Source organism: Rhodococcus sp. 14-2496-1d, from assembly GCF_002259365.1.
Lineage (GTDB): Bacteria > Actinomycetota > Actinomycetes > Mycobacteriales > Mycobacteriaceae > Rhodococcoides.
In genome coordinates this window covers 229,194-249,873 of sequence record NZ_NPFV01000010.1, presented here as the reverse complement: position 1 = coordinate 249,873, position 20,680 = coordinate 229,194, and the positions used below count along the sequence as shown (strand labels likewise).

Sequence of the window (20,680 nt, the reverse complement as noted above, 5' to 3'; positions counted from 1 at the left end):
GGCCGGGTCTTCGGCATCCGGCACTCAGTGCCATTCGGTCCGGATCGATCAGGCGCTTGTGTGATCGGCCAACGCGTCGACGACTTTGGTGACGGACGTGCCTCGGGGGAACGACGCGACGACGATCTCACCGGAGAACTGCGCGCGTACCTGCGCGAGTGCCGAACGCAGATCCTCGACCGACGTCGGCAGGCCGTCGCGAATCATCCGACGAAGGATGTAGTTGTGCGTTGCGGTCACCGTGGCCGAGAACTGCAGGATCTCCAGGTGCGGGTGATCGGGCAGAACGCGCTGCAGATATTCGACGAAGAGTCTGTCGTAGCGAAACACGGTGACGATTTCTCGGTCACGCAGAGCGGGGATCTTGTGGACCACCTGGTAACGCAGGCGCGACATGTCCCGCCACTCGGAAAACCGCTCGTACACCAACTGCGCGGCATCGCACACGGCCCGCCACGGATCGCCCTCGTTCGATTCGAGAAACGCACCGGCCTGCTCCAGCAGAATTTCGTGGTCGGCGAAGACGACGTCTTCCTTGGCGCGGAACTGGCGAAAGAATGTCCGACGCGAGATTCCGGCGGCACCGGCTATGTCGTCCACCGTCGTCGACTCGTAGCCCTTGACGGAGAACAGGTCGAGGGCCGCGGTGGCCACGGTGAGCCTGAAGTCGGTGGATTCTTCGGGTTCTCCGCTCATGGGAGAGAAGGTAGCCGAGTTTCGGGACGAGCAGGGAGGACGTTGTCTTCCGTGCGTTGGTTGCTAGTGTTCGCAAGTAGCCTGCTGCGCGGCGGCGGGTGCCACGGGAGGACTTCATGGCCACGGAATCGAGCCGGCCGCTGTACAGAATGAAAGCCGACTTCTTCAAGACATTGGCGCATCCTGCGCGCATTCGGGTACTGGAGTTGCTGAGCGAGCGCGAGCATGCCGTCTCCGAGCTGCTTCCGGAAATCGGCATCGAGCCGGCCAATCTGTCTCAGCAGTTGTCCATCCTGCGGCGCGCCGGTCTCATCGAAGGCACTCGGGAAGGCCTGTCGGTGTCCTACACGCTGACGTCGCCCAAGGTGGCCGACCTGTTGCTCGTTGCGCGGGAGATACTCACGGGAGTGGTGGCCAACCAGGCCGAGTTGCTGGAGGGCGAGTCCGGGGCACGCACCTGACCCGACGGTTTCGGATGGTTTGGCTCACGTTGCTGTTCACCTGATTCATTACTTGCTAAACTTAGCAATCAACTGGATCAGGATCGATGAGTTCTCAGAGAGCGTCACATGTCCGAACCGACGAAATCCGACCGTAAGACCGACGCCTCCAGGGCTCTGACGGCGCTCTTGCCCAGATGGAGCGAGTGGAAACCAGCCTTCCGCGCGCCCGGTGCGGATCTGCTGGCGGGTCTGATCGTGGCCCTGGTCGCGCTGCCTTTGGCGCTCGGCTTCGGCGTCAGTACCGGGCTGGGGGCCGCGGCCGGCCTGACCACGGCGATCATCGCGGGAGTCGTCGCCGCTGTGTTCGGCGGATCACGGTTCCAGGTGTCCGGACCGACCGGTGCCATGACGGTGGTGCTCGTCCCGATCGTCGCCGAGTACGGTCCGACGGGCGTACTCGCCGTCGGGCTGATGGCCGGGGTAATTCTACTCGTGCTCGCCGCGGCCGGCGTCGGTCGAGCCGTCCGGTACATGCCGGCACCCGTCATCGAAGGGTTCACCGCAGGCATCGCCGTCGTCATTGCGCTGCAACAGGTTCCGTCGGCCCTCGGTATCACCGACGCCGAGGGTGAGAAGGTGTGGCAATCCGCGTTCGACGCGGTGCGCTCGTTCGTCTCGCACGCGAGCGTCCTGACACCCGCCGTGGCCGTCACCGTCGCGATCGTCATGCTCGTCGGAGGCCGACTGGCTCCGAAGATCCCGTTCTCTCTGGTCGCGGTCGCCGGAGCAACGGTCGTCACCCGATTGTTCGACCTCGACATCGCCCGCATCGGCACCATCCCGTCGTCGCTGTCCGCTCCGAACCTGAGCTTCTTCCACCTCGGTGACGTGACGGCGTTGTTGGCTCCGGCGCTGGCCGTCGCAGCGCTGGCGGCCCTGGAATCGCTGCTGTCCGCGACCGCGGCGGACTCGATGGGCGTCGGTGCCCGGCACAACCCGGACCGTGAACTGTTCGGGCAAGGCCTGGCGAACATCGCCGCGCCGTTGTTCGGCGGGATCCCGGCCACCGGTGCCATCGCCCGCACCGCCGTCAACGTCCGATCCGGAGCGCGCACCAGGCTCGCCGCACTCACTCACGCCGTGATTCTCGCCGCGATCATGTACTCCGCCGCGGGATTGGTGGCCGACATTCCACTCGCGGCTCTGGCCGGGGTGCTCCTGGCGACGACGGTACGCATGGTCGAAACTGCCTCCATCCGAGCAATTTCCCGCGCCGGTCGTGGGGACACCGTGGTGATGGCGTCGACCTTTCTCGTCACGGTCGTCTTCGACCTGGTGACGGCCGTGGCGGTCGGCGTCGGGTTCGCTGCGGTGCTCGCACTGCGCGCGGTCGCGCGATCGGCCACGGTCGAGCAGGTGCCTCTGGATGCACTCGACGCGGTCTCGGAGGAAGAAGGCAATCTGCTTCGCGAACACATCGTCGCCTACCGAATCGACGGCGCGTTGTTCTTCGGAGCCGCGCACAGCTTTCTGCTCGAGCTCGCCGACGTGTCGGACGTGAAAGTGGTGATCCTGCGCATGTCACGAGTGACCACGATCGATGCCACCGGAGCCATCGTGCTCAAGGACACGATCACCGAACTCGAACACCGCCACATCACCGTCCTGATCTCCGCGGCCAAACCCGAACACCTGCGACCGCTGACTGCGCTGGGTGTGTTCACCACCAAGGACGACGAGGCGCGCCGTGTTTTCGAGACCACCCCGCAGGCCATCGCCTATGCACGCACCGTCGTGACCGAGGCAGCCGAACACCGCGGGTAGGGTCCAAGTCACACTTGCGTAGGAAAGGACCGCTCATCGTGGCTCTCGTTGCAGGAATCGACTCCTCCACTCAATCGTGCAAGGTATTCGTTCGTGATGCCGAATCGGGAGAGTTGGTGCGCCAGGGGCGAGCCTCCCATCCCGACGGCACCGAGATCGACCCGCAGCGCTGGAAGGATGCGCTCGACGAGGCGGTGGCGGCAGCAGGCGGACTCGACGATGTGGACGCAGTATCGGTCGGTGCGCAGCAACACGGCATGGTGTGTCTCGACGAGACGGGAACTGTGGTCCGTAACGCTCTGCTGTGGAACGACACTCGGTCGGCGCAGGCCGCAACCGACTTGGTGTCGGAGTTGGGGAAGGAGACCGGCGTCGACGGCGGGCAGGCGTGGGCCGACGCCGTCGGAGTGGTTCCGTTGGCCTCGATCACCGTCGCCAAGCTGCGATGGCTCGCCGACCACGAGCCGGAGAACGCCGATCGCACTGCGGCCGTGTGTCTTCCGCACGATTGGCTCAGCTGGCAGCTCGGCGGCGCATCCGGGCTCGATTCCCTGGCCACGGATCGGGGCGACGCCAGCGGTACCGGGTACTTCTCCGCCGCCTCGAACGAGTATCGAACCGATCTGTTGCAGTTGGGTTTTCGTGGGCGCAACCCGCAGCTTCCGCGGGTCGCGGCACCGAACGAGACCATCGGCCGACTCCGCAGCGGTGCACTGGTCGGACCGGGTACCGGAGACAACGCCGCCGCGGCCCTCGCCCTCGATGCCCAGCCCGGTGACGTGGTGGTCTCGGTGGGCACTTCCGGTGTCGTATCGGCCGTGACATCGGTTGCGGCAGCCGATGGTTCGGGTCTGGTCGCGGGATTCGCCGACGCCACCGGCCGGCAGTTGCCGTTGGTGTGCACCCTCAACGCTGCCCGGGTGCTCGATGCGACGGCGCGTCTGCTGGGCGTCGACCACGACGAACTGTCTCGGTTGGCGCTGTCGACGACCAGCGATGGCCTGGTGTTGGTGCCGTACCTCGAGGGTGAGCGCACCCCCAACCGTCCCGATGCATCCGGCGCGATTCACGGCCTGCGACTGAACAACTCGACGCCCGGCCACCTTGCGCGCGCCGCAATCGAGGGACTGCTGTGCGGTTTGGCCGACGGTATCGACCACCTGCGTGCGCAGGGTGTGGAGACGAAACGGGTGCTACTCATCGGCGGAGGCGCGAAGTCCGCCGCGTTGCGGGCATTGGCTCCGGCGATTCTCGGAGTTCCGGTGACCGTGCCCGAGCCGGGTGAATACGTCGCCGACGGTGCCGCGCGTCAGGCCGCGTGGACCCTGGCCGGCACCACTGAGCCGCCGACCTGGGCACAGGCACCGTCGCAGACCTACGAGGCCGACCCGACCCCGGCGGTGCGGGAGCGCTACGCCGAGGTGCGGGATCTGACCGAGGGCACCACCCCCATGTGAGCGAAACTTCGTAGCCCACTACGAAGTTCCACACACGTGCGGCGGAGCCGCTCTGGCGCTCAGGGAATCAGGCGCGCGTCGCGGTAACGCTGGATCACCGAGGCGATGGCATCCGGGGTGGATCGGAAGCCCAGGAAACCTGCCTTCTTGGACTTGTTCATGTCGGTCAGGCATTCCATGTCGCGGCCGAGGTCACCGTCGGTGTGCCACCACGACGCCAGCCGGGTGACGTCGCTTTCGACCAGATCGTGCTTGTCGGCGATGCGCTTCCACGCGGCGGCCGCGTCGGACATGCGGGGTTCGAGGGGGCGCGGCTCGGTGTCGAAGCCCTCGGGCTCGACGCCGAAGTGCGCGGCGAACTGCGGCCACAGCCAGCGCCAGCGGAAGACGTCACCGTTGGCGATGTTGAACGCCTCGTTGTGTCCGTTGTCGTCGGTTGCGGCCCACACCATCTGCTCGGCGAGCAGGTCGGCATCGGTGAGGTCGGTCAGCCCGTTCCACTGTGTCTCGGAGCCGGGGAAGACGAACTTCTCGCCGAGTTCCTTGCAGATCGACGCGTACACGGACAGCGTGAGCATCATGTTCATCGCGTTGCCGACGGCGAAGCCGGAGATGGTGTGGGCGCGGTGCACACTCCAGCCGAATCCGAACTTCTCGGCACCGGCGAACAGTTCGTCCTCCTGCGCGTAGTAGAAGTTGGGGGTGTCGAGTCGATCCTCGGTCTCGTGGAACGGGGTCTCGGCCATCACGGACTCGCCGTAGGCGTCGAACGGTCCGAGGTAGTGCTTGAGTCCGGTCATCAACGCGACGTGCTTCACCGAGTCGAGGGGGCCGAGCACGTTCAGCACATTGCGCAGAGTTGCCGAGTTGACCTCGATGTTCTCCTGCTCCGAGTCCTTCTTCATCCAGGCGGTGAAGAACACGACCTCGGGGCGGACGTCCTTCAGTGCCTCTTCGAGCGAGGCCGGGTCGAGCAGATCGGCCGCCACGGGGACGACGCCGTCGATGGGGACACTGCCGCTGCGGCTCAGTCCGTAGGTGGTCCAGCCTGCATCGAGTGCGGCGCGGCACAGGGCCTGCCCGGAAATACCGGTGGCACCGACGATCAGCGCGCGCGTGTTGTTCGTAGTCATCCGTGCTGTCTACCCAATGGAACCGGAGCGACACGTGACACGGCACTCACATCAGGGCGAGTACCTGTTGAACGACGAGCACGAGCGCCCCGACGGCGGAGACGGTGATCGCGACGATCCGCAGGCGTCGGCGATCGAGAACTCGATTGACCACCCGCGACAGCAGAAAGCCGAGAACAGTCGCCGGGGCCAGGAACACGAACAGCGTCGCGGTGTGGACATCCACTGCGCCGGCCACTGCCAGCACCGCCAGCGAGATGAGCGAGCCGACGAGGAAGAAGCAGCTCATGGTGCTGCGCAGTTCGGCCCCGGTGTTGCGTTGCCACACCAGCGCCATCGGCGGCCCGCCGATGGAGGTGGCCGTTCCCAGAATTCCCGACGCGGCCCCGGCCACCATCAGATTTCGTCTGTGCGGCAGGGGGACCCAGCCGAACGACGTCAGTGCGACACCGCCCAGCACCACCAGTGCCAGCAGAATCGCCAGTCCGCGTTCGGGCAGCAGGACGAGCAACAATGCGCCCACCGCCGAACCGGGGAGGCGACCGGCGAGCGCCCACCCGGCACCCGAGAGGTCGAGGGAGGTGCGATCGCGAACCAGAACGAGCACACTGACGACGACGGCGAGCATGATCAGCGTTGCCGGGATGAGGCCGGGGTCGACGATCGCCACGATCGGCGCGGCGAGCATGCCCATGCCGAATCCGATCGACGCCTGCATCGCCGATGCGAAAAAGATCGCCAGCGCGACGACGACGAAGCCGGTGATGCTCAGGTGTGTTGCCATCACGTCCCGGCAGCGACGAGGCCGAGATTGCCTGCTGCGAGCGGGTAATGGCATTCGGCGATGTGATCGGCCTCGTCGGTGTCGAGCGCCACCGGGGGTGCCTCACTGGCGCACAAGTCGGTCGCCTTCCAGCAGCGCGTGCGGAATCGGCATCCCGACGGCGGGTTCAGCGGCGACGGTACCTCGCCCTTCAGCAGGATCTTCGTCCCGCGCGTCGACGCGTCGAGTGTGGGTGCGGCCGACATCAATGCCGCTGTGTACGGGTGAGCCGGACGGTCGAACACTGCTTCGGTGGCCCCGGATTCGACGATGCGGCCGAGGTACATCACCGCGACGCGGTCGGCGACGTGTCGGACGACCGACAGGTCGTGCGAGATGAACACGTACGAGATGCCGAGTTGCTTCTGCAGGTCGTTGAGCAGGTTGAGCACCTGCGCCTGTACCGAGAGGTCGAGTGCGGAGACCGGCTCGTCGCAGATGATCACGTCGGGGTTCAGTGCCAGAGCGCGCGCGATGCCGAGGCGTTGGCGTTGACCGCCGGAGAATTCCTGCGGGAAGCGGTTCTCGTCGCTCGGCCGAAGACCCACCAGATGCAGCAGCTCACGTACGCGCGCGGAGCGGTCGCGTCGAGTCCTGTACAGGCTCTTGTGGGTTCGCCACGGCTCGCCGATGATGTCCCCGGCGGTCATTCGTGAGTTGAGCGAACCGTACGGGTCCTGGAAGACCATCTGTACCCGCCGACGCCACGCGAGCAGTTCCTTGCCGCGCAGCGCGAACGGATCCGTGCCGTCGAACGCGACGGTGCCCGAGTCGGGTCGTTCGAGCATCATCAGGGTGCGCGCGAGAGTGGACTTGCCGCAGCCGGATTCGCCGACGAGGCCGAGGGTTTCACCGCGTCGCAGGTCCAGGTCGATGGCGTCGAGGGCGCGGAGCTTGCCGCGGCCGACGTCGAAGGTCTTGTTCAGGCCGCGGACGGTCAACAGTTGCTCAGACATGGGTGGATACCTCGTTCGGGAAGTGGCATGCCGACATCCGGCCGCTGCCGACGGATTCGAGCGGGGGACGAGTACTGATGCAGATCTCGCGGGCCAACGGGCAGCGGGCCTGATAGACGCACCCGTCGGGAATGGAGTGCAGGTCCGGTGGGGTGCCGCCGATCGACTTCAGATTCTCACCGCGGACTGCGTGGACGGGTACCGAGTCCAGTAGGCCCTTGGTGTACGGGTGTCGCGGTGCGCCGAACACCTCGGACACCGGTCCGGTCTCGACGACGTTGCCCGCGTACATGATCGCGACTCGGTCGGCCTCCTCGGCCACCAGGGCGAGATCGTGGGTGATGAGTACGACGGCCATGTCGTGTTCGGTGCGTAGTTCCTTGAGCAACGCCATGATCTGGGCCTGCACCGTCACGTCGAGGGCGGTGGTCGGTTCGTCGGCGAGCAGTACCGACGGACTCAGGGCGACGGCCATCGCGATCAGCAGGCGTTGACGCATGCCGCCGGAGAACTGGTGGGGATAGGAGTCGGCACGGGATTCGGGCTCGGGGATACCCACGCGGGCCATCAGCGCGATGGCCTCTGCTCGTGCCTGCTTGCCGGACATGCCGCGATGGATCCGAAACGGTTCGGCCAGTTGGGTTCCCACGGTGTAGACCGGATTGAGGGCGGTCAGTGCGTCCTGGAAGACGATGGCCAGTTCGGTGGCCGCGACCGTGCGTCGCACCTTGGTCTTGGCCGTCACCAGGTCGATCTCGCCCATCTCGACCGAACCGCCGGTGATGTCTGCGATCGGTTCGAGCAACCCGACGATGGCCTGTGCCGTCATGGACTTGCCGCAGCCGGATTCACCCAGCAGGGCCAGGGTTTCGCCGCGGCGGGCGGTGAAGGTGACGTCGTCCACGGCGCGGATGACGCCGGACGGGGTCCGCAGATCGACGGTCAGTCCACGCACGTCCAGGGCCACGCTGCCGGTATCGGCGCGTCGAGGTGCGGTTGCCGGTGCGCTCATGAGACGACCTTTCGTACGGGGAGCAGGCGAGATCGCTTGGAGCGGGGCACATTGAGTCGCCAGCGCTGCGCTGGATCGGTAGCGATCCGCGCCCACGCGGCGAGCACGGTGGCCGAGACGGTGGTCAGCACGATGGCCAGGCCGGGGAAGAACGAGAGCCACCACGCGGTCTGCAGGTAGGTGCGGCCCTGCGAGACCATCAGGCCCCACGAGACGTCCGGCGGCTGAATGCCGATGCCGAGGAAGCTCAGTGACGACTCGGCGAGAATGACGAAGCAGAAGTCCAGGGTCGCGACGGTGAGCAGGGTCGGTAGCAGGATGGGGGCCACGTGGCGTCTGATCACCGATCCGCTCTTCGCGCCGAATGTTCGTGCGGCATCGACGAACAACCGACTCTGCAGCTCGGCCGACTCCGCGCGGGCGGTGCGCAGGTAGATCGGGATGCGGGTGACCGTCAGGACCAGAACGATGTTGGCGGCGCTGGGGGAGAACACGTAGAGCACGACGACCGCCATCAGCAGGGACGGGAAGCTCAGGATCACGTCGGCAACGCGCATCGCCGCGGTCTCGCGCCAGCCTCGATGGAAGCCGGCCCACATACCGATGAACGAGCCGATGATCGCCGAGAGGATGACGGCGGGAACGGCAACCGAGAGTGTGGTTCTACTGGCCACGATCAACCGGGCGAGCATGCTGCGGCCCAGTGGATCGGTGCCGAGGATGTTCATCCACCCGGTGTCGAGGGTGAACGGTGGCAGGTTGGAGCGGTCGAGGTCCTGATCGGTTGCCGAGTCGCCGACCAGCATCGGGCCGAAGACCGCGGTGAGGAAGACCAGCACCAGGATCGCGGCGGCGACGGTGGCGACCCTGTCGCGTAGCAGCAGCTTCCACAGCGGGGCCGACGCCTTGCGGGCTTCCACCGGACTCTGGGGTGGAACATCCTCGGGCTCGGATGTTTTCGGTGCTTCGAAGTCGAGTGACATCAGTTTCTCCTAGACCTTCACCTTGTCGCGAACCCGGGCGTCGAGCAGTGCGTAGCAGGCGTCGATGACGATGTTGAGCACGAAGATGGACACCGCCGTCAACAGCACGGCCGCCTGGAGAACCGCGAAGTCGCGCTGCAGGATGGCGTCGATCATCAGTTTTCCGATGCCCGGCCAGCCGAAGATGGCCTCGACGACCACCGCTCCGTTGACGAGACCCACCATCAGGTCGCCTGCGACCGTCAGCGCCGGTGCGGCTGCGTTACGCAGGGCGTGGTGGGTGACGACCCGGAGATCGCCTGCCCCTTTGCTTCTCGCGAGTCGCACGTACGGTGCCGACAGTGCCGAGACCATTGCGCCGCGCACCACCTGGGTGAGGACTCCGAGGGGACGAATGAGCAGAGTCGCGATCGGCAGTATCCAGGAGAGCATTCCGTTGTCGACACCGGAGGTGGGCAGCCAGCCGAACAGGATGGCGAAGACGTAGACGCCCATGATGGCGAACCAGAAATCGGGAATGCTGGCTGCGGTCATCGACAGCAGGCTCGAGATGCGATCGGCCAGCGAGTTGGGCCGGTACGCGGCCCAGCAGCCGATGATCACGGCGCCGAGGATCGCGAGGAACATCGTCGCGAACGCCAGCTGCAGTGTCGCCGGGAATGCGCGCAGTGCCATCGCCGACGCGTCCTCGCCGGTACGGAGCGACTGCCCGAAGTCGAGTTGCACGACGCCCTTGAAGTAGTCCAGCAGCTGCGTCAGCACCGGCTGATCGAATCCGTTGGTGGCGCGGAACGCCTCGCGCTGGGCCTGAGTTGCCGACTCGGGTAGGTACAGGCTGGTGGGGTCGCCGGTGAGCCGAGCGAGGAAGAACACGCCGAGCAGGACGACGAACAGCGGAACGAGGCTGGTGTAGATCCGTCTGCGGAGAAATCTGAACATGTCAGGGCCTCTCGGTATCGGCGCGAGTCATCGCGGCGAGATGCATTTCGTCGACCGTGGCCGAGTTGGGGGTGTAGTCGACCGAGGACGCCTTGGCGAGCACACCGTTCATGTGCGCGATGTAGGCCATCTGCATGATGTCCTTCGGTTCGTCGGCGAACACCTGCGCGTACGCGTCCTGCCTGTCCTCTCCGGTCAGTGCGCCCGCCGCGGCGATCTCTTTGTCGAATTCCGCTGTGCCGTAGGCGCTCTGGAATCCGTCGCTGGTGAAGTACTGGTCGACTGTGAAGGCCGAGTCGCCGGCCTGGTTACCGTGCTGAATGACCAGCAGGTAGGGCCCGACGTCCGGAAACGGGCGTTCCTGATATTCGGCAGTGCCGGCGGCGTCCATCATTTCGATCTTGACGTTCATGCCGATCTTGGACAGCGAGTTCTGGATCACCTCGACTGTTTCGTTGATCTTGGGGAACTGTCCGGTGCGCCCGATGAGTCGAATCTCGGTGTCCACGGGTACGCCGTCGGCGCGGGCCTCGTCGATCAGCGTGCGGGCCCGGTCCATGTCGTAGGGCCACGGCGTCAAGTCCTCGTTGAATCCCACGACACCCTCGGAGATGAGTTGCGCTGCAGGCGAGCCGAGTCCGCGGAACAGTGCTTTGACGATGCCGCCGCGGTTGATCGCGTAGTTGATCGCCTGCCGCACCCGCATGTCGTCCAGCGGCGGCTGCGCTGCCTGGATGCGGAGCGCCGTGGTCTCGTTGTTGGGGTAAGCGACTCCCAGGTCACCTGCCCCGTCCTCCGGGCCGACCGATGTTGCGATCTCGGCCTCGCCGTTGGTCACCATCGAGGCGCGGACGCTTCCCTCGCTGCGCCACTGGTATTCGGCCCTGGCGTATTCGGGCTTCGGACCCCAGTAGGTCTCGTTGCGAACGAGTGAGAGCTTCTGGCCGTAGTCCCAGCGTTCGATCGCGAACGGTCCCGTTCCGATCGGTTCACGCACGCGCTCGGTGTAGCTGGCTGTGCGTGGGACCATCTCGACGAACGACAGACGTAGCGGCAGGATGGGGTCGGGTTCCGGGGACTGCACAGTCAGTGTCATCGGATCGACTGCGTTCACCACCAGGTTCGCGTCACCGAACACATAACCTTCGACGTTGCAGCCCAGTTCCGAATTGACCGTGCGGTCGATGGAGAACGCGGCGTCCTCGGCTTCGAAGGGACTGCCGTCGCTGAAGGTCACGCCGGGGTGGATCGTGAACGTCCACTCCGTGTCCGAGGTCTGTTCCCACGAGTCGGCGAGCTTGGGCTCGAGATCGCCGGTGCTGGGGTTGCGTTCCATGAGGGGCTCGGTGATGTTCGAGCGGGTGACGACCCCGACCGACGTGAGCGAGACATCGCACGCCTCGAGGGTCGGCGGTTCCTGCGGCAGAACGATGCGCAGAGTATCTGCGCGAGCGGCTCCACCGTTGTTGGAGTTGGCGACGGTGCAGCCGCTCACGATCAATGAAAGTGACAGTGCGCCAACGGCTGATGCGATGACGCGATGGTTCCGTCCCTGCTGCACGAAGAGTGCAGGGCTCATGGTGGCCTCCAGTGGGAAAAAGGATCCGCGTCTGCATGTCGCAGCCGAATCTGTGACGGTAGACACACGGTAGGAGCGTGCGATCTTCATCGTCAACCGGACGAAAACCGGTTTTCGAGCAGTTTCGTGGGTCACACCGGACGCTTCGATGGGGTTTGGGTCACAGGCATGGGGGACTGACCAGGCCCGATGCAGGTCGGGGTGGTCGAGGCGGCATCGGCAATGGGTCGTTCATGCCGTTTGGGTATCGGTCCATGTTATTTCCGTGTTGGACAGGTATTCGAGAAGCGGCATACCGTACAGGAAACGCGCACGTTCCACCATCTCGCGAGGAGAACAATGGTCACCGTCAGCTCAGAGAAAACCTCTGTGTCGCAGCAGGATTCGCAACAGGGCGGTCGAGTGCTCCGAGTGGGACCACTCAAACCGTCGTTGATGGACACCTTGGTTTCCGAGTACGACGCGCTGGTTCTTCCCGAGGGCGACGAGCGCGAGGACTTTCTGGCCGCACACGGCAGTTCGATCACCGCGGTCGTCACCTCCGGCCGGACCGGAGTCGATGCTGCGCTGATGGACCGGTTGCCCCAGCTCGGAGCCGTCGTCAACTTCGGTGTCGGCTACGACACCACCGACGTCGACGCCGCAGCCGAACGCGGAATCACCGTGAGCAACACCCCCGACGTGCTGACCGATTGCGTGGCGGACCTGGCTGTCGGCTTGCTGATCGATACCGTGCGCGGGCTCTCGTCCGCCGAGCGATTCGTGCGTGCCGGCCGCTGGCCCGCCGAGGGCAACACGCCACTGACGCGTCAGGTCACCGGCACGCGCGTCGGAATCATCGGACTCGGCCGCATCGGTTCGGCAATTGCCGATCGGCTCAGAGGGTTTCGCTGCGAGATCTGGTACCACAATCGTAACGAGATCGACGGTTCGCCGTATGTCTACGCTGCCGGCCCGAGAGCGCTCGCGGAGAACGTCGACGTGCTGATCATCGCCGCGTCCGGCGGCTCGGGAACTGCGCATCTGGTCGACCGAGCTGTGCTCGAAGCGCTGGGGCCGCAGGGTTATTTGATCAACGTGGCGCGCGGAAGCGTTGTCGACGAGGAAGCGCTGATCGAGTTGCTTGCAGCGGGGCAGCTCGCCGGTGCCGGCCTGGACGTCTTTGCCCACGAACCGAACGTGCCCGACGCTCTGGTGGCGATGGACAACGTGGTGCTGCTGCCGCACGTGGGTAGCGCAACGGTGGAGACCCGCGCCGCGATGGAAGCGCTCACGCTCGAGAACCTCGATCGCTTCCTGGTCGACGGCACCCTCGTCACCCCGGTGACGAAGTGACCGTCGTCGTCGGCTACTCGCCGACCATCGAAGGAAAAGGCGCACTGCCCTTCGCATTTCGTGAGGCACTCATGCGCGAAACGGACTTGCTCATCGTGGCCGAGAACGACAGCGCAGGCGAGGCGGACTTCGCTGCCACCGTCGAATCGGCTCGCGAGGAGGCGTCGGCGCTCGGTGTCACGACGAAGATCCACGACAACGAAGCAGGCCGCTCGCATGCCGACAATCTGATCGACCTCTCGTTCGACGAGCAGGCTCAGCTCGTCGTCATCGGCATCCGGCGTCGATCACCCGTCGGAAAATTGTTCATGGGCAGCATCTCTCAGCGCGTCCTGCTCGAGGCACACTGCCCGGTGACGGCCGTCAAGCCGCCGGTGGGGTTGCCGCGCTGAGTGCGCGTCATCGGCGGGTCCTGCCGTGTCGAATCACATCGATCACGCAAACGGGGACCTCACACCGCTTTTATCGACTGCGCGCCCCCGCTATGACCTGATCGGGGGCGCGCAGTCGGTGAAAAGGGCGCTCACTTGCGGTTTCGGGCACGCTCGGCAACTCGATCAGCGGCGCATCACGACCACTCCCGCGTCGGCAGCACATCGGTCATGAAACGGTGCAACGCCGGGTTGTCGTTGTCCGGCCGCCAGGCTGCGTCGAGCTCGACAGGCCGTTCCTTGACGGTCCGAACCGGCCGAAACACAACACCTTTCGGACGCATGGTCGACGCGGACTCCGGCACCAGTGCCAATCCGATGCCCGAGCGGACGAGGACCAGCATGGTGTGGACCTGGGTCACGTACTGCACGTAGCGCGGGGTGACGCCGACGATGGTGAACGTGCTGATCAGCAGTTCGTGGAAGTACCGCGCATCGACGGGTGAGTACATGATGATCGGCTGCTCGTCGAAGTCCTCCACCGTCAGTTCGGCCTTCTCGGCAAGAGGATGGTCGTGGGGCATGGCGGCGATCAACGACTCGTGCAGCACCGGCCGCGATGCGATACCCGGCCGCTTGAGTGGTGGCCTGGCCAATCCGAGATCCAGATCGCCGACGGCCAAGGATTCCATCTGCACCGACGAGACCATCTCGCGGAGAACAAGTTTCACGTCGGGAAGTTTGTCGCGTGCGGCGTCGAGCAACTGCGGCAGCACCGCGTGCGCCGATGCGCCGGTGAATCCGACGACCACCGTTCCCAGGTCTCCGGTGGGCACACGTCGCACCGTCAGCAATGCGCCCTCGGCGAGGTCGAGGATGCGTCGAGCCTCGGGAAGGAACGCCAGGCCCGCGGCGGTCAGGGTGACCGACCGGCTCGTGCGGTCGATGAGCTGCACTCCCACTTCGCTTTCGAGCTGTTGAATCTGCCTGCTCAGCGGTGGTTGTGTCATGTGCAGCCGCTCGGCAGCCCGGCCGAAGTGCAACTCCTCGGCGACAGCGATGAAGCAGGACAGCCTGTTGAGCGAGAACATCCATTCATTCCTTGCATCGCGCTGGGAAGTTTCGGCGTGTTTCTCGTATGAATCTAGCGCACCTCGTCGAAGCCCCGACGATTGACAACCTTCTCTCCGGTAAGAGTAGAGTTGCCGCCGGAGCGGACGCCGAACCTGTCGCAGTCCCTCGCACCCATCGAACGGAGTTGTCGTGTCTCGAGCTGCCCAGGTGCCTGCCACCGCCGTCGAAGACGTCTCGGTGCTGGGCGCGTTGCGCTCACCGAGGCGACTGAAAACCGAGGTTCTCGCTGGGCTGGTGGTGGCGCTGGCGTTGATCCCGGAAGCCATTTCGTTCTCGATCATCGCCGGTGTCGATCCCCGCGTCGGGCTGTTCGCGTCGTTCACGATGGCCGTCACCATCTCCATCGTCGGTGGCCGACCGGCGATGATCTCTGCGGCCACCGGGGCGATCGCCCTGGTTGTCGCCCCGTTGGCCCGTGAATACGGCCTCGACTACCTCATCGCCGCGGTGATCCTCGGCGGCGTCCTGCAGATCGTGTTGAGCGTCCTCGGTGTCGCCAAACTCATGCGGTTCATCCCGCGCAGCGTCATGGTCGGATTCGTCAACGCGCTGGCGATCCTGATCTTCACCTCGCAGGTGCCGTACCTGATCGGGGTGCCGTGGTTGGTGTACCCGATGGTCGCGGTCGGACTGCTCGTCATGTTCTTCCTACCGAAGCTCACCTCCGTCGTGCCTGCACCTCTGATCGCGATCGTGATACTCACCGCCGTCACTCTCGTCTTCGCGCTGGCCGTCCCGGACGTGGGCGACGAGGGCGAGCTGCCGTCCTCGCTGCCGTCGTTCCTGATACCGGACGTGCCGTTCACGTTCGACACGCTGTCGATCATCGCGCCGTTCGCACTGGCCATCGCCCTTGTCGGTCTGCTCGAATCGCTGATGACGGCCAAGCTCGTCGACGACATCACCGATTCGCACTCCGACAAGACTCGTGAGGGATGGGGTCAGGGTGTGGCGAATCTGGTCACCGGGTTCACCGGCGGTATGGGTGGCTGCGCGATGATCGGCCAGACCATGATCAACGTCAAGGTCTCCGGTGCTCGAACCCGTATCTCGACGTTTCTCGCCGGCACCTTCCTGCTGATCCTGGTGGTCGGGCTCGGTGACATCGTCGCGCTCATTCCGATGGCCGCGCTGGTCGCCGTGATGATCATGGTGTCGGTCGGCACCTTCGACTGGCACAGCATTCACCCGAAGACGTTGCGGCGCATGCCCAAGAGCGAAACTCTCGTCATGGTTGTCACGGTCGCTGTCACCGTGGTCACCCACAACCTGGCCTACGGCGTCGTCGTCGGTGTCGTCACCGCGATGGTGCTGTTCGCCAGGAGGGTTGCGCACCTGACCGAGGTGGTCGATGTGGCTCATCCGGACGAGGACACGCGCGTCTACGCGGTGAAGGGCGAGCTGTTTTTCGCGTCGAGCAACGATCTGATCTATCAGTTCGACTACGTCGGAGATCCGAAGAACGTCGTCATCGACATGTCCGAGTCGCACATCTGGGACGCCTCGACCGTGGCGACTCTCGACGCCATCACCACCAAGTACGCGGCGAAGGGCAAGACGGTGGAGATCGTCGGTATGAACGCGCCATCGGTCGAGCGGCACGATCGTCTCAGTGGAAACCTGGGCGGCGAGCACTGACTAGGGTGGACGCTCGGGCGAGGAGAGGCGGCTTATGGCAGACGACGGCACACACATGCAGATCGGACAGGTGGCTCAACGCACCGAGCTGTCCATCCGCACGGTTCGTCATTACGACGACGTCGGCCTGGTCACCCCCTCTGCCCGCTCGGCCGGTGGTTTTCGGCTGTACACCGAGACCGACGTCGAGCGTCTGCTCGTAATCCGCCGGATGAAGCCGCTCGACTTCACCCTGGCCGAGATGAAACAGCTCCTGGAATCCCTCGACATCCTCGGAGACGAGAACGCGGCCGACGACGCGAGGTCGTCGGCCGCGGCCTTCGTTCGTGAATGTCATACCAAGGCCGAGGACAGCTGCCGCACGCTGCGGCGGCAGCTCGCCTACGCAGAGGAACTGACCGAGGTGCTGTCGACTCGCGGAGCAGTAGTGCGGAGCGAGTAGGTTCGGCCCTAGCGGCCGAAGCTACTGCATCCGGGTCGAACCGGAATTCCCGCGAGGCGGTCGTCCAACCACGCGAACGCAGCGGGAGCTCCGGTGCCGGCCACGATGCTGTGTTCACCCAGGTATTCCTCGAGGCGGACGTCGGCTCCGCGTGAACACCACTTGTCGAACACGGCCTCCGGACCTTCCTTCGGAATCCAGAACTCCTGCTGTCCGTGATACATGAACACCGGTGCCGTCGGAGTTCCGCCGTCTCCCAACCGATTCCGATCGGCAACCGCGAGCGCCAGCGGTGAATTGAACGCATCGGGAGTGATGGACAGTGACTCGATGCGGATCGGAGCAACGATTCCGAACGGAGCGATCCCGACGATGCACAGGTCCTTCGACGCCTGTGCGAGCCGCCACCCGTCGTCGTTGTAGAGCGAGAGCATCTCGGGGTACTCGCGCGCAACGCCGATCGCTGCCGCGAGGAACACCGCCGACGCGGCGTTGCCGTTCATGGACTGACGGAGCAGCGCGAAGTCGGTGGGGGTTCCGCCGAACGCTGCGCCGACGATGTTCAGTTCGGGGGCGTAGGCCGGAGCCTCCTGCACGGCCCAGCCCGATGCGATCGCCCCGCCCGAATAGCCCGTGATGCCCAGGGGCGCAGTCGGATCGAGGCCGATCGCGGCGGTCGTGACCGCTCCGCGCAGACCGTCGAGTACGGCATGTGCCGCCATCGGTCCGACGGCGTACGCATGGCGCGGCCCCTGATGGTCGGTGACGACGACGGCGTAGCCCCGCGCCAGAAGCAGTTGCACGGGTGCCAATTCCGCAGCGATGCCGCGTTGCATGGTCCACGATGGCTCGCACGTGGCACCGAGCGAATCGATGGCCATGTTGTAGGCGACAACAGGGCGCGGACCGGGCGAGGTCCAGGGCGCGGTCGGGACGATGACGCTGGTGACGATGGCAGCGGGGCGGTCCTTCGCGTCGGTCGAGGCGACCAGCAGTTGGGTGGTGGTGACCGGGGTGACAAGTGGTCCGACGGTGACGCTGCGGGTCCGTAGAACTGTTCCGGGAGCGGCTGTTTCGTATCCGGGCGGCGGAACGACCCACGGATCGTCGAGTGGTGTCGCGGCGATCGATTCGGCGGTGCGCGGTGGATTCTGGAAATCGCCGAGTGGATCGGCAGCCGCCGACCATTGCCCGCCCGACACCACCAGTGACACCGCAGCGACCACCGCCGCATACCGACGGCCGAACTTCGCGTACTTCCCCATCGAGACCCCCCGGTCGACGTTCCGGATCGTTACCGGAGCTATTCACACGACTCTAGGGGCAGGAATCATCCACAGGGGCCGAACGCACAATTTGCTCGGATCGGGCGGGGGGACCGGCTACCCGGCACGACAGGCCGGCCTGGCGTACCGGGCAGCAGCCGTTCCACGCGCGACTTTCGTGCGGTCACTCACCTCGCCACCGAGAAGACGTGCTCTAGCCGTCGACGACGACCGGAACGATGAGGGGCTGACGGCCCAGGGTCTGCTTGGCCCAGCGCGCCGACTCCTGCACGATGCGCTTTTCGATGTGCTCGCGAGAGGCCACGTTCACGTCGCTCTCGCGGGTGAGGGTCTTGCCGATCGCCTTGGCCAACGAGTCGAAAGCGTTGGCCTCGTGCGCGAATCCGCGTCCGATGAAGTCGACGTCGTCGACCAGCAGGCCGGTATCGGGATCGACGATGGCGATGACGGTCAGGACGCCCTCGTTGGCGAGCAGCCGGCGCTCGGCCAACGAATCCTCGGTCACCCCACCGACGGCACTGCCGTCGACGTAGATCAGTTCGATGGGGACACTTCCGGTGATCTGTGCGACGCCGTCGAACAGGTCGATGACGCTTCCGTTCTCGGCGATCAGCACACGATCACGCGGTACGCCGGTCCTGATCGCGAGATCGGCATTGGCGCGTAGGTGTCGCGCTTCACCGTGGACGGGAAGCACATTGGCGGGTTCGAGGATGTTGTAGCAGTAGACGAGCTCGCCCGCGCTGGCGTGGCCGGAGACGTGCACCTTGGCATTTCCCTTGTGCACCACGCGTGCACCCTTCTCGACGAGACCGTTGATGACGCGGTAGATCGCGTTCTCGTTACCGGGGATCAAGCTGCTGGCCATCAGTACGGTGTCGCCGTCGCCCACCTTGATCTGGTGTTCGCCCGACGCCATCCGCGAGAGGGCGGCGAGGGGCTCGCCCTGCGATCCGGTGCAGATCAGCGTGATCTTGTGCGCCGGAAGCCGGTTGAGCTTCGGCAGATCGACCACGAGCCCGTCGGGTACGTCGAGGTAGCTCAGATCGGTGGCGATCTTCATGTTGCGCACCATCGATCGCCCCACGAACGCAACCTTGCGGCCCTGCGCATGCGCGGCGTCGAGCACCTGCTGAATGCGGTGGACGTGACTGGCGAAGCTCGAGACGATCACGCGTCCCGACGTTTCGCGGAACACCTTCTCGATGGCCGGGACCAGATCGCGTTCGGAGACCATGAACCCGGGAACCTCGGCGTTGGTGGAGTCGACGAGGAGAAGATCGAGCCCTTCCTCGCCGAGGCGCGCGAAGCTACGCAGGTCGGTGATGCGACCGTCGAGCGGGAACTGATCCATCTTGAAGTCGCCGGTGTGCAGCACCAGGCCTGCGTCGGTACGGATGGCGATGGCGAGGCCGTCGGGGATCGAATGGTTGACGGCGACGAACTCGAGCTCGAACGGACCTTCCTGACGCGTCTGCCCCGCTTCGACCTCGATCAGCGTCGTCGAGACCTTGAACTCGTCGAACTTGGCGGCCAGGAAATGCAGCGTCAGCCGCGACGCGATGACGGGAATGTCACCGCGCTCGCGCAGCAGGTACGGGACGCCGCCGATGTGGTCCTCGTGCCCGTGCGTCAGGACGATCGCCACGACGTCGTCGAGGCGGTCCCGGATGCAACTCCAGTCGGGCAGGATGACGTCGACGCCGGGCTGGTGCTCCTCGGGGAACAACACACCACAGTCGACGATGAGCAGTTTTCCGTCGAACTCGAACACGGTCATGTTCCGGCCGATCTCGCCCAGACCGCCGGTTGCGATCACGCGAAGGTGCCCGGCCTGGAGTGCGGAAGAGGCTCGCTTTCTCGGAGCGGCGGGGGATTTCCGGTTACGTGGTGATCGCGACATGCGTCCAACGCTACGGGTGGGTCTCGACCTGCGTCGACCCCGGTCCGCACACCAACGGTTGCGCACGCGCGGAGGCGCAGTCTTCGACCATTTTCGGGCGATCGTGATTCGGACGTGCGGTTGGGGTGGTAGACGTCGAGCATGCGCTCACTGGTGATCACACAGAACATCACTGTCGACGGAGTCATCGAGGCGACCGACGACTGGTTCGCTCGGGCAGGCGGGGACCCCGAGCTCGACGCGGCGCTGGCCGCGCAGAGAGACGAGTCGGATGGATTCTTGTTGGGGCGCTCGACCTTCGAGAGTATGCGCGACTACTGGGGTCCGAAAACCGATGACACAACCGGTGTGACCGATCACCTGAACCGCGTCGCGAAGTACGTCGTGTCCTCGACGCTGACAGACCCCGGGTGGGTGAACTCGACCGTGCTGTCCGGCCGACTGATCGACGAGGTCACGAGGATCAAGAATTCGAGCGGATCGGACATCGTCTGCACGGGGAGTATCACCCTGTGTCGGGAGTTGATCGCGTTGGACCTCGTGGACGAATACCGGTTGTTCCAGTTCCCTTACGTGCGCGGGCACGGCGAACGATTGTTCGACGGAACTCCGTCGCAGTGGTTGCGCCTCCTGGAGTGCAGAGCATTTCCGTCGGGGGCGTCCCTGGTGCGGTACGCGGCCCGTCGGTGACTTCTGGCGGGTCGACTCGATTCCATTGCGGAATCA

The 20,680-nt window shown here is 65.3% G+C and carries 19 protein-coding genes; 8 read left to right on the top strand and 11 right to left on the bottom strand.

Annotated elements, in window-relative coordinates:
- Nucleotides 1-48 precede the first annotated feature (48 nt).
- Entirely contained in the window at nt 49-696 is a 648-nt protein-coding gene (locus CH296_RS08005; protein ID WP_032396721.1) for a TetR family transcriptional regulator, read from the bottom strand.
- A gap of 116 nt (nt 697-812) precedes the next feature.
- Between CH296_RS08005 and CH296_RS08000 the strand changes: the two genes are divergently transcribed.
- The 3 genes from CH296_RS08000 (at nt 813) to xylB (ending at nt 4,420) form a co-directional block, all read left to right on the top strand.
- On the top strand, nt 813-1,157 hold the full coding sequence (locus CH296_RS08000) for a helix-turn-helix transcriptional regulator (RefSeq protein ID WP_032397267.1): 345 nt from the start codon (nt 813-815) through the stop codon (nt 1,155-1,157).
- A gap of 108 nt (nt 1,158-1,265) precedes the next feature.
- Nucleotides 1,266-2,963, top strand: a complete 1,698-nt coding sequence (locus CH296_RS07995; protein ID WP_032396720.1) for a SulP family inorganic anion transporter — start codon at nt 1,266-1,268, stop codon at nt 2,961-2,963.
- Nucleotides 2,964-3,001: 38 nt separating this feature from the next.
- Nucleotides 3,002-4,420 (top strand): xylulokinase, encoded by a 1,419-nt coding sequence (gene xylB, locus CH296_RS07990; protein ID WP_094684436.1) that lies wholly within the window; start codon nt 3,002-3,004, stop codon nt 4,418-4,420.
- A gap of 59 nt (nt 4,421-4,479) precedes the next feature.
- Here the strand turns inward: xylB and CH296_RS07985 are convergent, their stop codons facing one another.
- From CH296_RS07985 to CH296_RS07955, 7 genes are read right to left on the bottom strand one after another with little or no spacing between them, the layout of a single operon-like run.
- Nucleotides 4,480-5,553 carry an SDR family oxidoreductase gene (locus CH296_RS07985; RefSeq protein ID WP_094684435.1) on the bottom strand — a complete coding sequence of 358 codons (1,074 nt, stop codon included), beginning with the start codon at nt 5,551-5,553 and terminating at the stop codon, nt 4,480-4,482.
- 46 nt (nt 5,554-5,599) lie between these two features.
- A complete protein-coding gene (locus CH296_RS07980) occupies nt 5,600-6,337 on the bottom strand; it encodes a sulfite exporter TauE/SafE family protein (RefSeq protein WP_094684434.1) in 738 nt (245 codons plus the stop codon).
- Nucleotides 6,337-7,332: an ABC transporter ATP-binding protein gene (locus tag CH296_RS07975; protein ID WP_094630597.1), complete on the bottom strand. Its 996-nt coding sequence runs from the start codon at nt 7,330-7,332 to the stop codon at nt 6,337-6,339. The genes CH296_RS07980 and CH296_RS07975 overlap by 1 nt, the downstream gene beginning before the upstream one ends.
- Nucleotides 7,325-8,344 (bottom strand): ABC transporter ATP-binding protein, encoded by a 1,020-nt coding sequence (locus tag CH296_RS07970; RefSeq protein ID WP_094684433.1) that lies wholly within the window; start codon nt 8,342-8,344, stop codon nt 7,325-7,327. Before CH296_RS07970 ends, CH296_RS07975 begins: the two co-directional genes overlap by 8 nt.
- Nucleotides 8,341-9,327: an ABC transporter permease gene (locus CH296_RS07965; protein ID WP_032396715.1), complete on the bottom strand. Its 987-nt coding sequence runs from the start codon at nt 9,325-9,327 to the stop codon at nt 8,341-8,343. The genes CH296_RS07970 and CH296_RS07965 overlap by 4 nt, the downstream gene beginning before the upstream one ends.
- Nucleotides 9,328-9,336: 9 nt before the next feature.
- The gene (locus tag CH296_RS07960; protein ID WP_032396714.1) at nt 9,337-10,266 is read right to left on the bottom strand and encodes an ABC transporter permease; all 930 of its coding nucleotides are present in this window, start codon (nt 10,264-10,266) and stop codon (nt 9,337-9,339) included.
- A gap of 1 nt (nt 10,267) precedes the next feature.
- Entirely contained in the window at nt 10,268-11,845 is a 1,578-nt protein-coding gene (locus tag CH296_RS07955; RefSeq protein ID WP_032397265.1) for an ABC transporter substrate-binding protein, read from the bottom strand.
- A 339-nt stretch (nt 11,846-12,184) separates the two neighbouring features.
- On the opposite strand from CH296_RS07955, the gene CH296_RS07950 reads away from it, so the two are divergent.
- Both CH296_RS07950 and CH296_RS07945 read left to right on the top strand, forming a co-directional pair.
- The gene (locus CH296_RS07950; protein ID WP_179277659.1) at nt 12,185-13,180 is read left to right on the top strand and encodes a 2-hydroxyacid dehydrogenase; all 996 of its coding nucleotides are present in this window, start codon (nt 12,185-12,187) and stop codon (nt 13,178-13,180) included.
- Nucleotides 13,177-13,572: a universal stress protein gene (locus CH296_RS07945; RefSeq protein ID WP_094630595.1), complete on the top strand. Its 396-nt coding sequence runs from the start codon at nt 13,177-13,179 to the stop codon at nt 13,570-13,572. The genes CH296_RS07950 and CH296_RS07945 overlap by 4 nt, the downstream gene beginning before the upstream one ends.
- A 176-nt stretch (nt 13,573-13,748) precedes the next feature.
- Here the strand turns inward: CH296_RS07945 and CH296_RS07940 are convergent, their stop codons facing one another.
- Nucleotides 13,749-14,642 carry a LysR substrate-binding domain-containing protein gene (locus CH296_RS07940; RefSeq protein WP_032396712.1) on the bottom strand — a complete coding sequence of 298 codons (894 nt, stop codon included), beginning with the start codon at nt 14,640-14,642 and terminating at the stop codon, nt 13,749-13,751.
- Nucleotides 14,643-14,814: 172 nt separating this feature from the next.
- On the opposite strand from CH296_RS07940, the gene CH296_RS07935 reads away from it, so the two are divergent.
- Together CH296_RS07935 and CH296_RS07930 are read left to right on the top strand one after the other, a co-directional pair.
- The gene (locus CH296_RS07935) at nt 14,815-16,323 is read left to right on the top strand and encodes a SulP family inorganic anion transporter (protein WP_256980377.1); all 1,509 of its coding nucleotides are present in this window, start codon (nt 14,815-14,817) and stop codon (nt 16,321-16,323) included.
- 34 nt (nt 16,324-16,357) lie between these two features.
- Nucleotides 16,358-16,765: a MerR family transcriptional regulator gene (locus tag CH296_RS07930; RefSeq protein ID WP_094646092.1), complete on the top strand. Its 408-nt coding sequence runs from the start codon at nt 16,358-16,360 to the stop codon at nt 16,763-16,765.
- An 8-nt stretch (nt 16,766-16,773) separates the two neighbouring features.
- Here CH296_RS07930 and CH296_RS07925 read toward each other — a convergent pair whose 3' ends face one another.
- The gene (locus tag CH296_RS07925; RefSeq protein ID WP_094684431.1) at nt 16,774-18,030 is read right to left on the bottom strand and encodes a lipase family protein; all 1,257 of its coding nucleotides are present in this window, start codon (nt 18,028-18,030) and stop codon (nt 16,774-16,776) included.
- A 214-nt stretch (nt 18,031-18,244) separates the two neighbouring features.
- Nucleotides 18,245-19,954 (bottom strand): ribonuclease J, encoded by a 1,710-nt coding sequence (locus CH296_RS07920; RefSeq protein ID WP_045197367.1) that lies wholly within the window; start codon nt 19,952-19,954, stop codon nt 18,245-18,247.
- 141 nt (nt 19,955-20,095) lie between these two features.
- Between CH296_RS07920 and CH296_RS07915 the strand changes: the two genes are divergently transcribed.
- Nucleotides 20,096-20,644 (top strand): dihydrofolate reductase family protein, encoded by a 549-nt coding sequence (locus CH296_RS07915; RefSeq protein ID WP_094684430.1) that lies wholly within the window; start codon nt 20,096-20,098, stop codon nt 20,642-20,644.
- Nucleotides 20,645-20,680: the final 36 nt, after the last annotated feature.

Excerpts from the sequence above, each read along its gene's own strand:
- CH296_RS07925 (WP_094684431.1), bottom strand. The coding sequence starts at position 18,030 with ATGGGGAAGTACGCGAAGTTCGGCCGTCGGTATGCGGCGGTGGTCGCT.
- CH296_RS07955 (WP_032397265.1), bottom strand. The coding sequence starts at position 11,845 with ATGAGCCCTGCACTCTTCGTGCAGCAGGGACGGAACCATCGCGTCATC.
- CH296_RS07970 (WP_094684433.1), bottom strand. The coding sequence starts at position 8,344 with ATGAGCGCACCGGCAACCGCACCTCGACGCGCCGATACCGGCAGCGTG.
- CH296_RS08000 (WP_032397267.1), top strand. The coding sequence starts at position 813 with ATGGCCACGGAATCGAGCCGGCCGCTGTACAGAATGAAAGCCGACTTC.
- CH296_RS07975 (WP_094630597.1), bottom strand. The coding sequence starts at position 7,332 with ATGTCTGAGCAACTGTTGACCGTCCGCGGCCTGAACAAGACCTTCGAC.
- CH296_RS07950 (WP_179277659.1), top strand. The coding sequence starts at position 12,185 with ATGGTCACCGTCAGCTCAGAGAAAACCTCTGTGTCGCAGCAGGATTCG.
- CH296_RS07930 (WP_094646092.1), top strand. The coding sequence starts at position 16,358 with ATGGCAGACGACGGCACACACATGCAGATCGGACAGGTGGCTCAACGC.
- CH296_RS07995 (WP_032396720.1), top strand. The coding sequence starts at position 1,266 with ATGTCCGAACCGACGAAATCCGACCGTAAGACCGACGCCTCCAGGGCT.
- CH296_RS07980 (WP_094684434.1), bottom strand. The coding sequence starts at position 6,337 with ATGGCAACACACCTGAGCATCACCGGCTTCGTCGTCGTCGCGCTGGCG.
- CH296_RS07940 (WP_032396712.1), bottom strand. The coding sequence starts at position 14,642 with ATGTTCTCGCTCAACAGGCTGTCCTGCTTCATCGCTGTCGCCGAGGAG.
- CH296_RS07920 (WP_045197367.1), bottom strand. The coding sequence starts at position 19,954 with ATGTCGCGATCACCACGTAACCGGAAATCCCCCGCCGCTCCGAGAAAG.
- CH296_RS08005 (WP_032396721.1), bottom strand. The coding sequence starts at position 696 with ATGAGCGGAGAACCCGAAGAATCCACCGACTTCAGGCTCACCGTGGCC.
- CH296_RS07960 (WP_032396714.1), bottom strand. The coding sequence starts at position 10,266 with ATGTTCAGATTTCTCCGCAGACGGATCTACACCAGCCTCGTTCCGCTG.
- CH296_RS07985 (WP_094684435.1), bottom strand. The coding sequence starts at position 5,553 with ATGACTACGAACAACACGCGCGCGCTGATCGTCGGTGCCACCGGTATT.
- CH296_RS07915 (WP_094684430.1), top strand. The coding sequence starts at position 20,096 with ATGCGCTCACTGGTGATCACACAGAACATCACTGTCGACGGAGTCATC.
- CH296_RS07965 (WP_032396715.1), bottom strand. The coding sequence starts at position 9,327 with ATGTCACTCGACTTCGAAGCACCGAAAACATCCGAGCCCGAGGATGTT.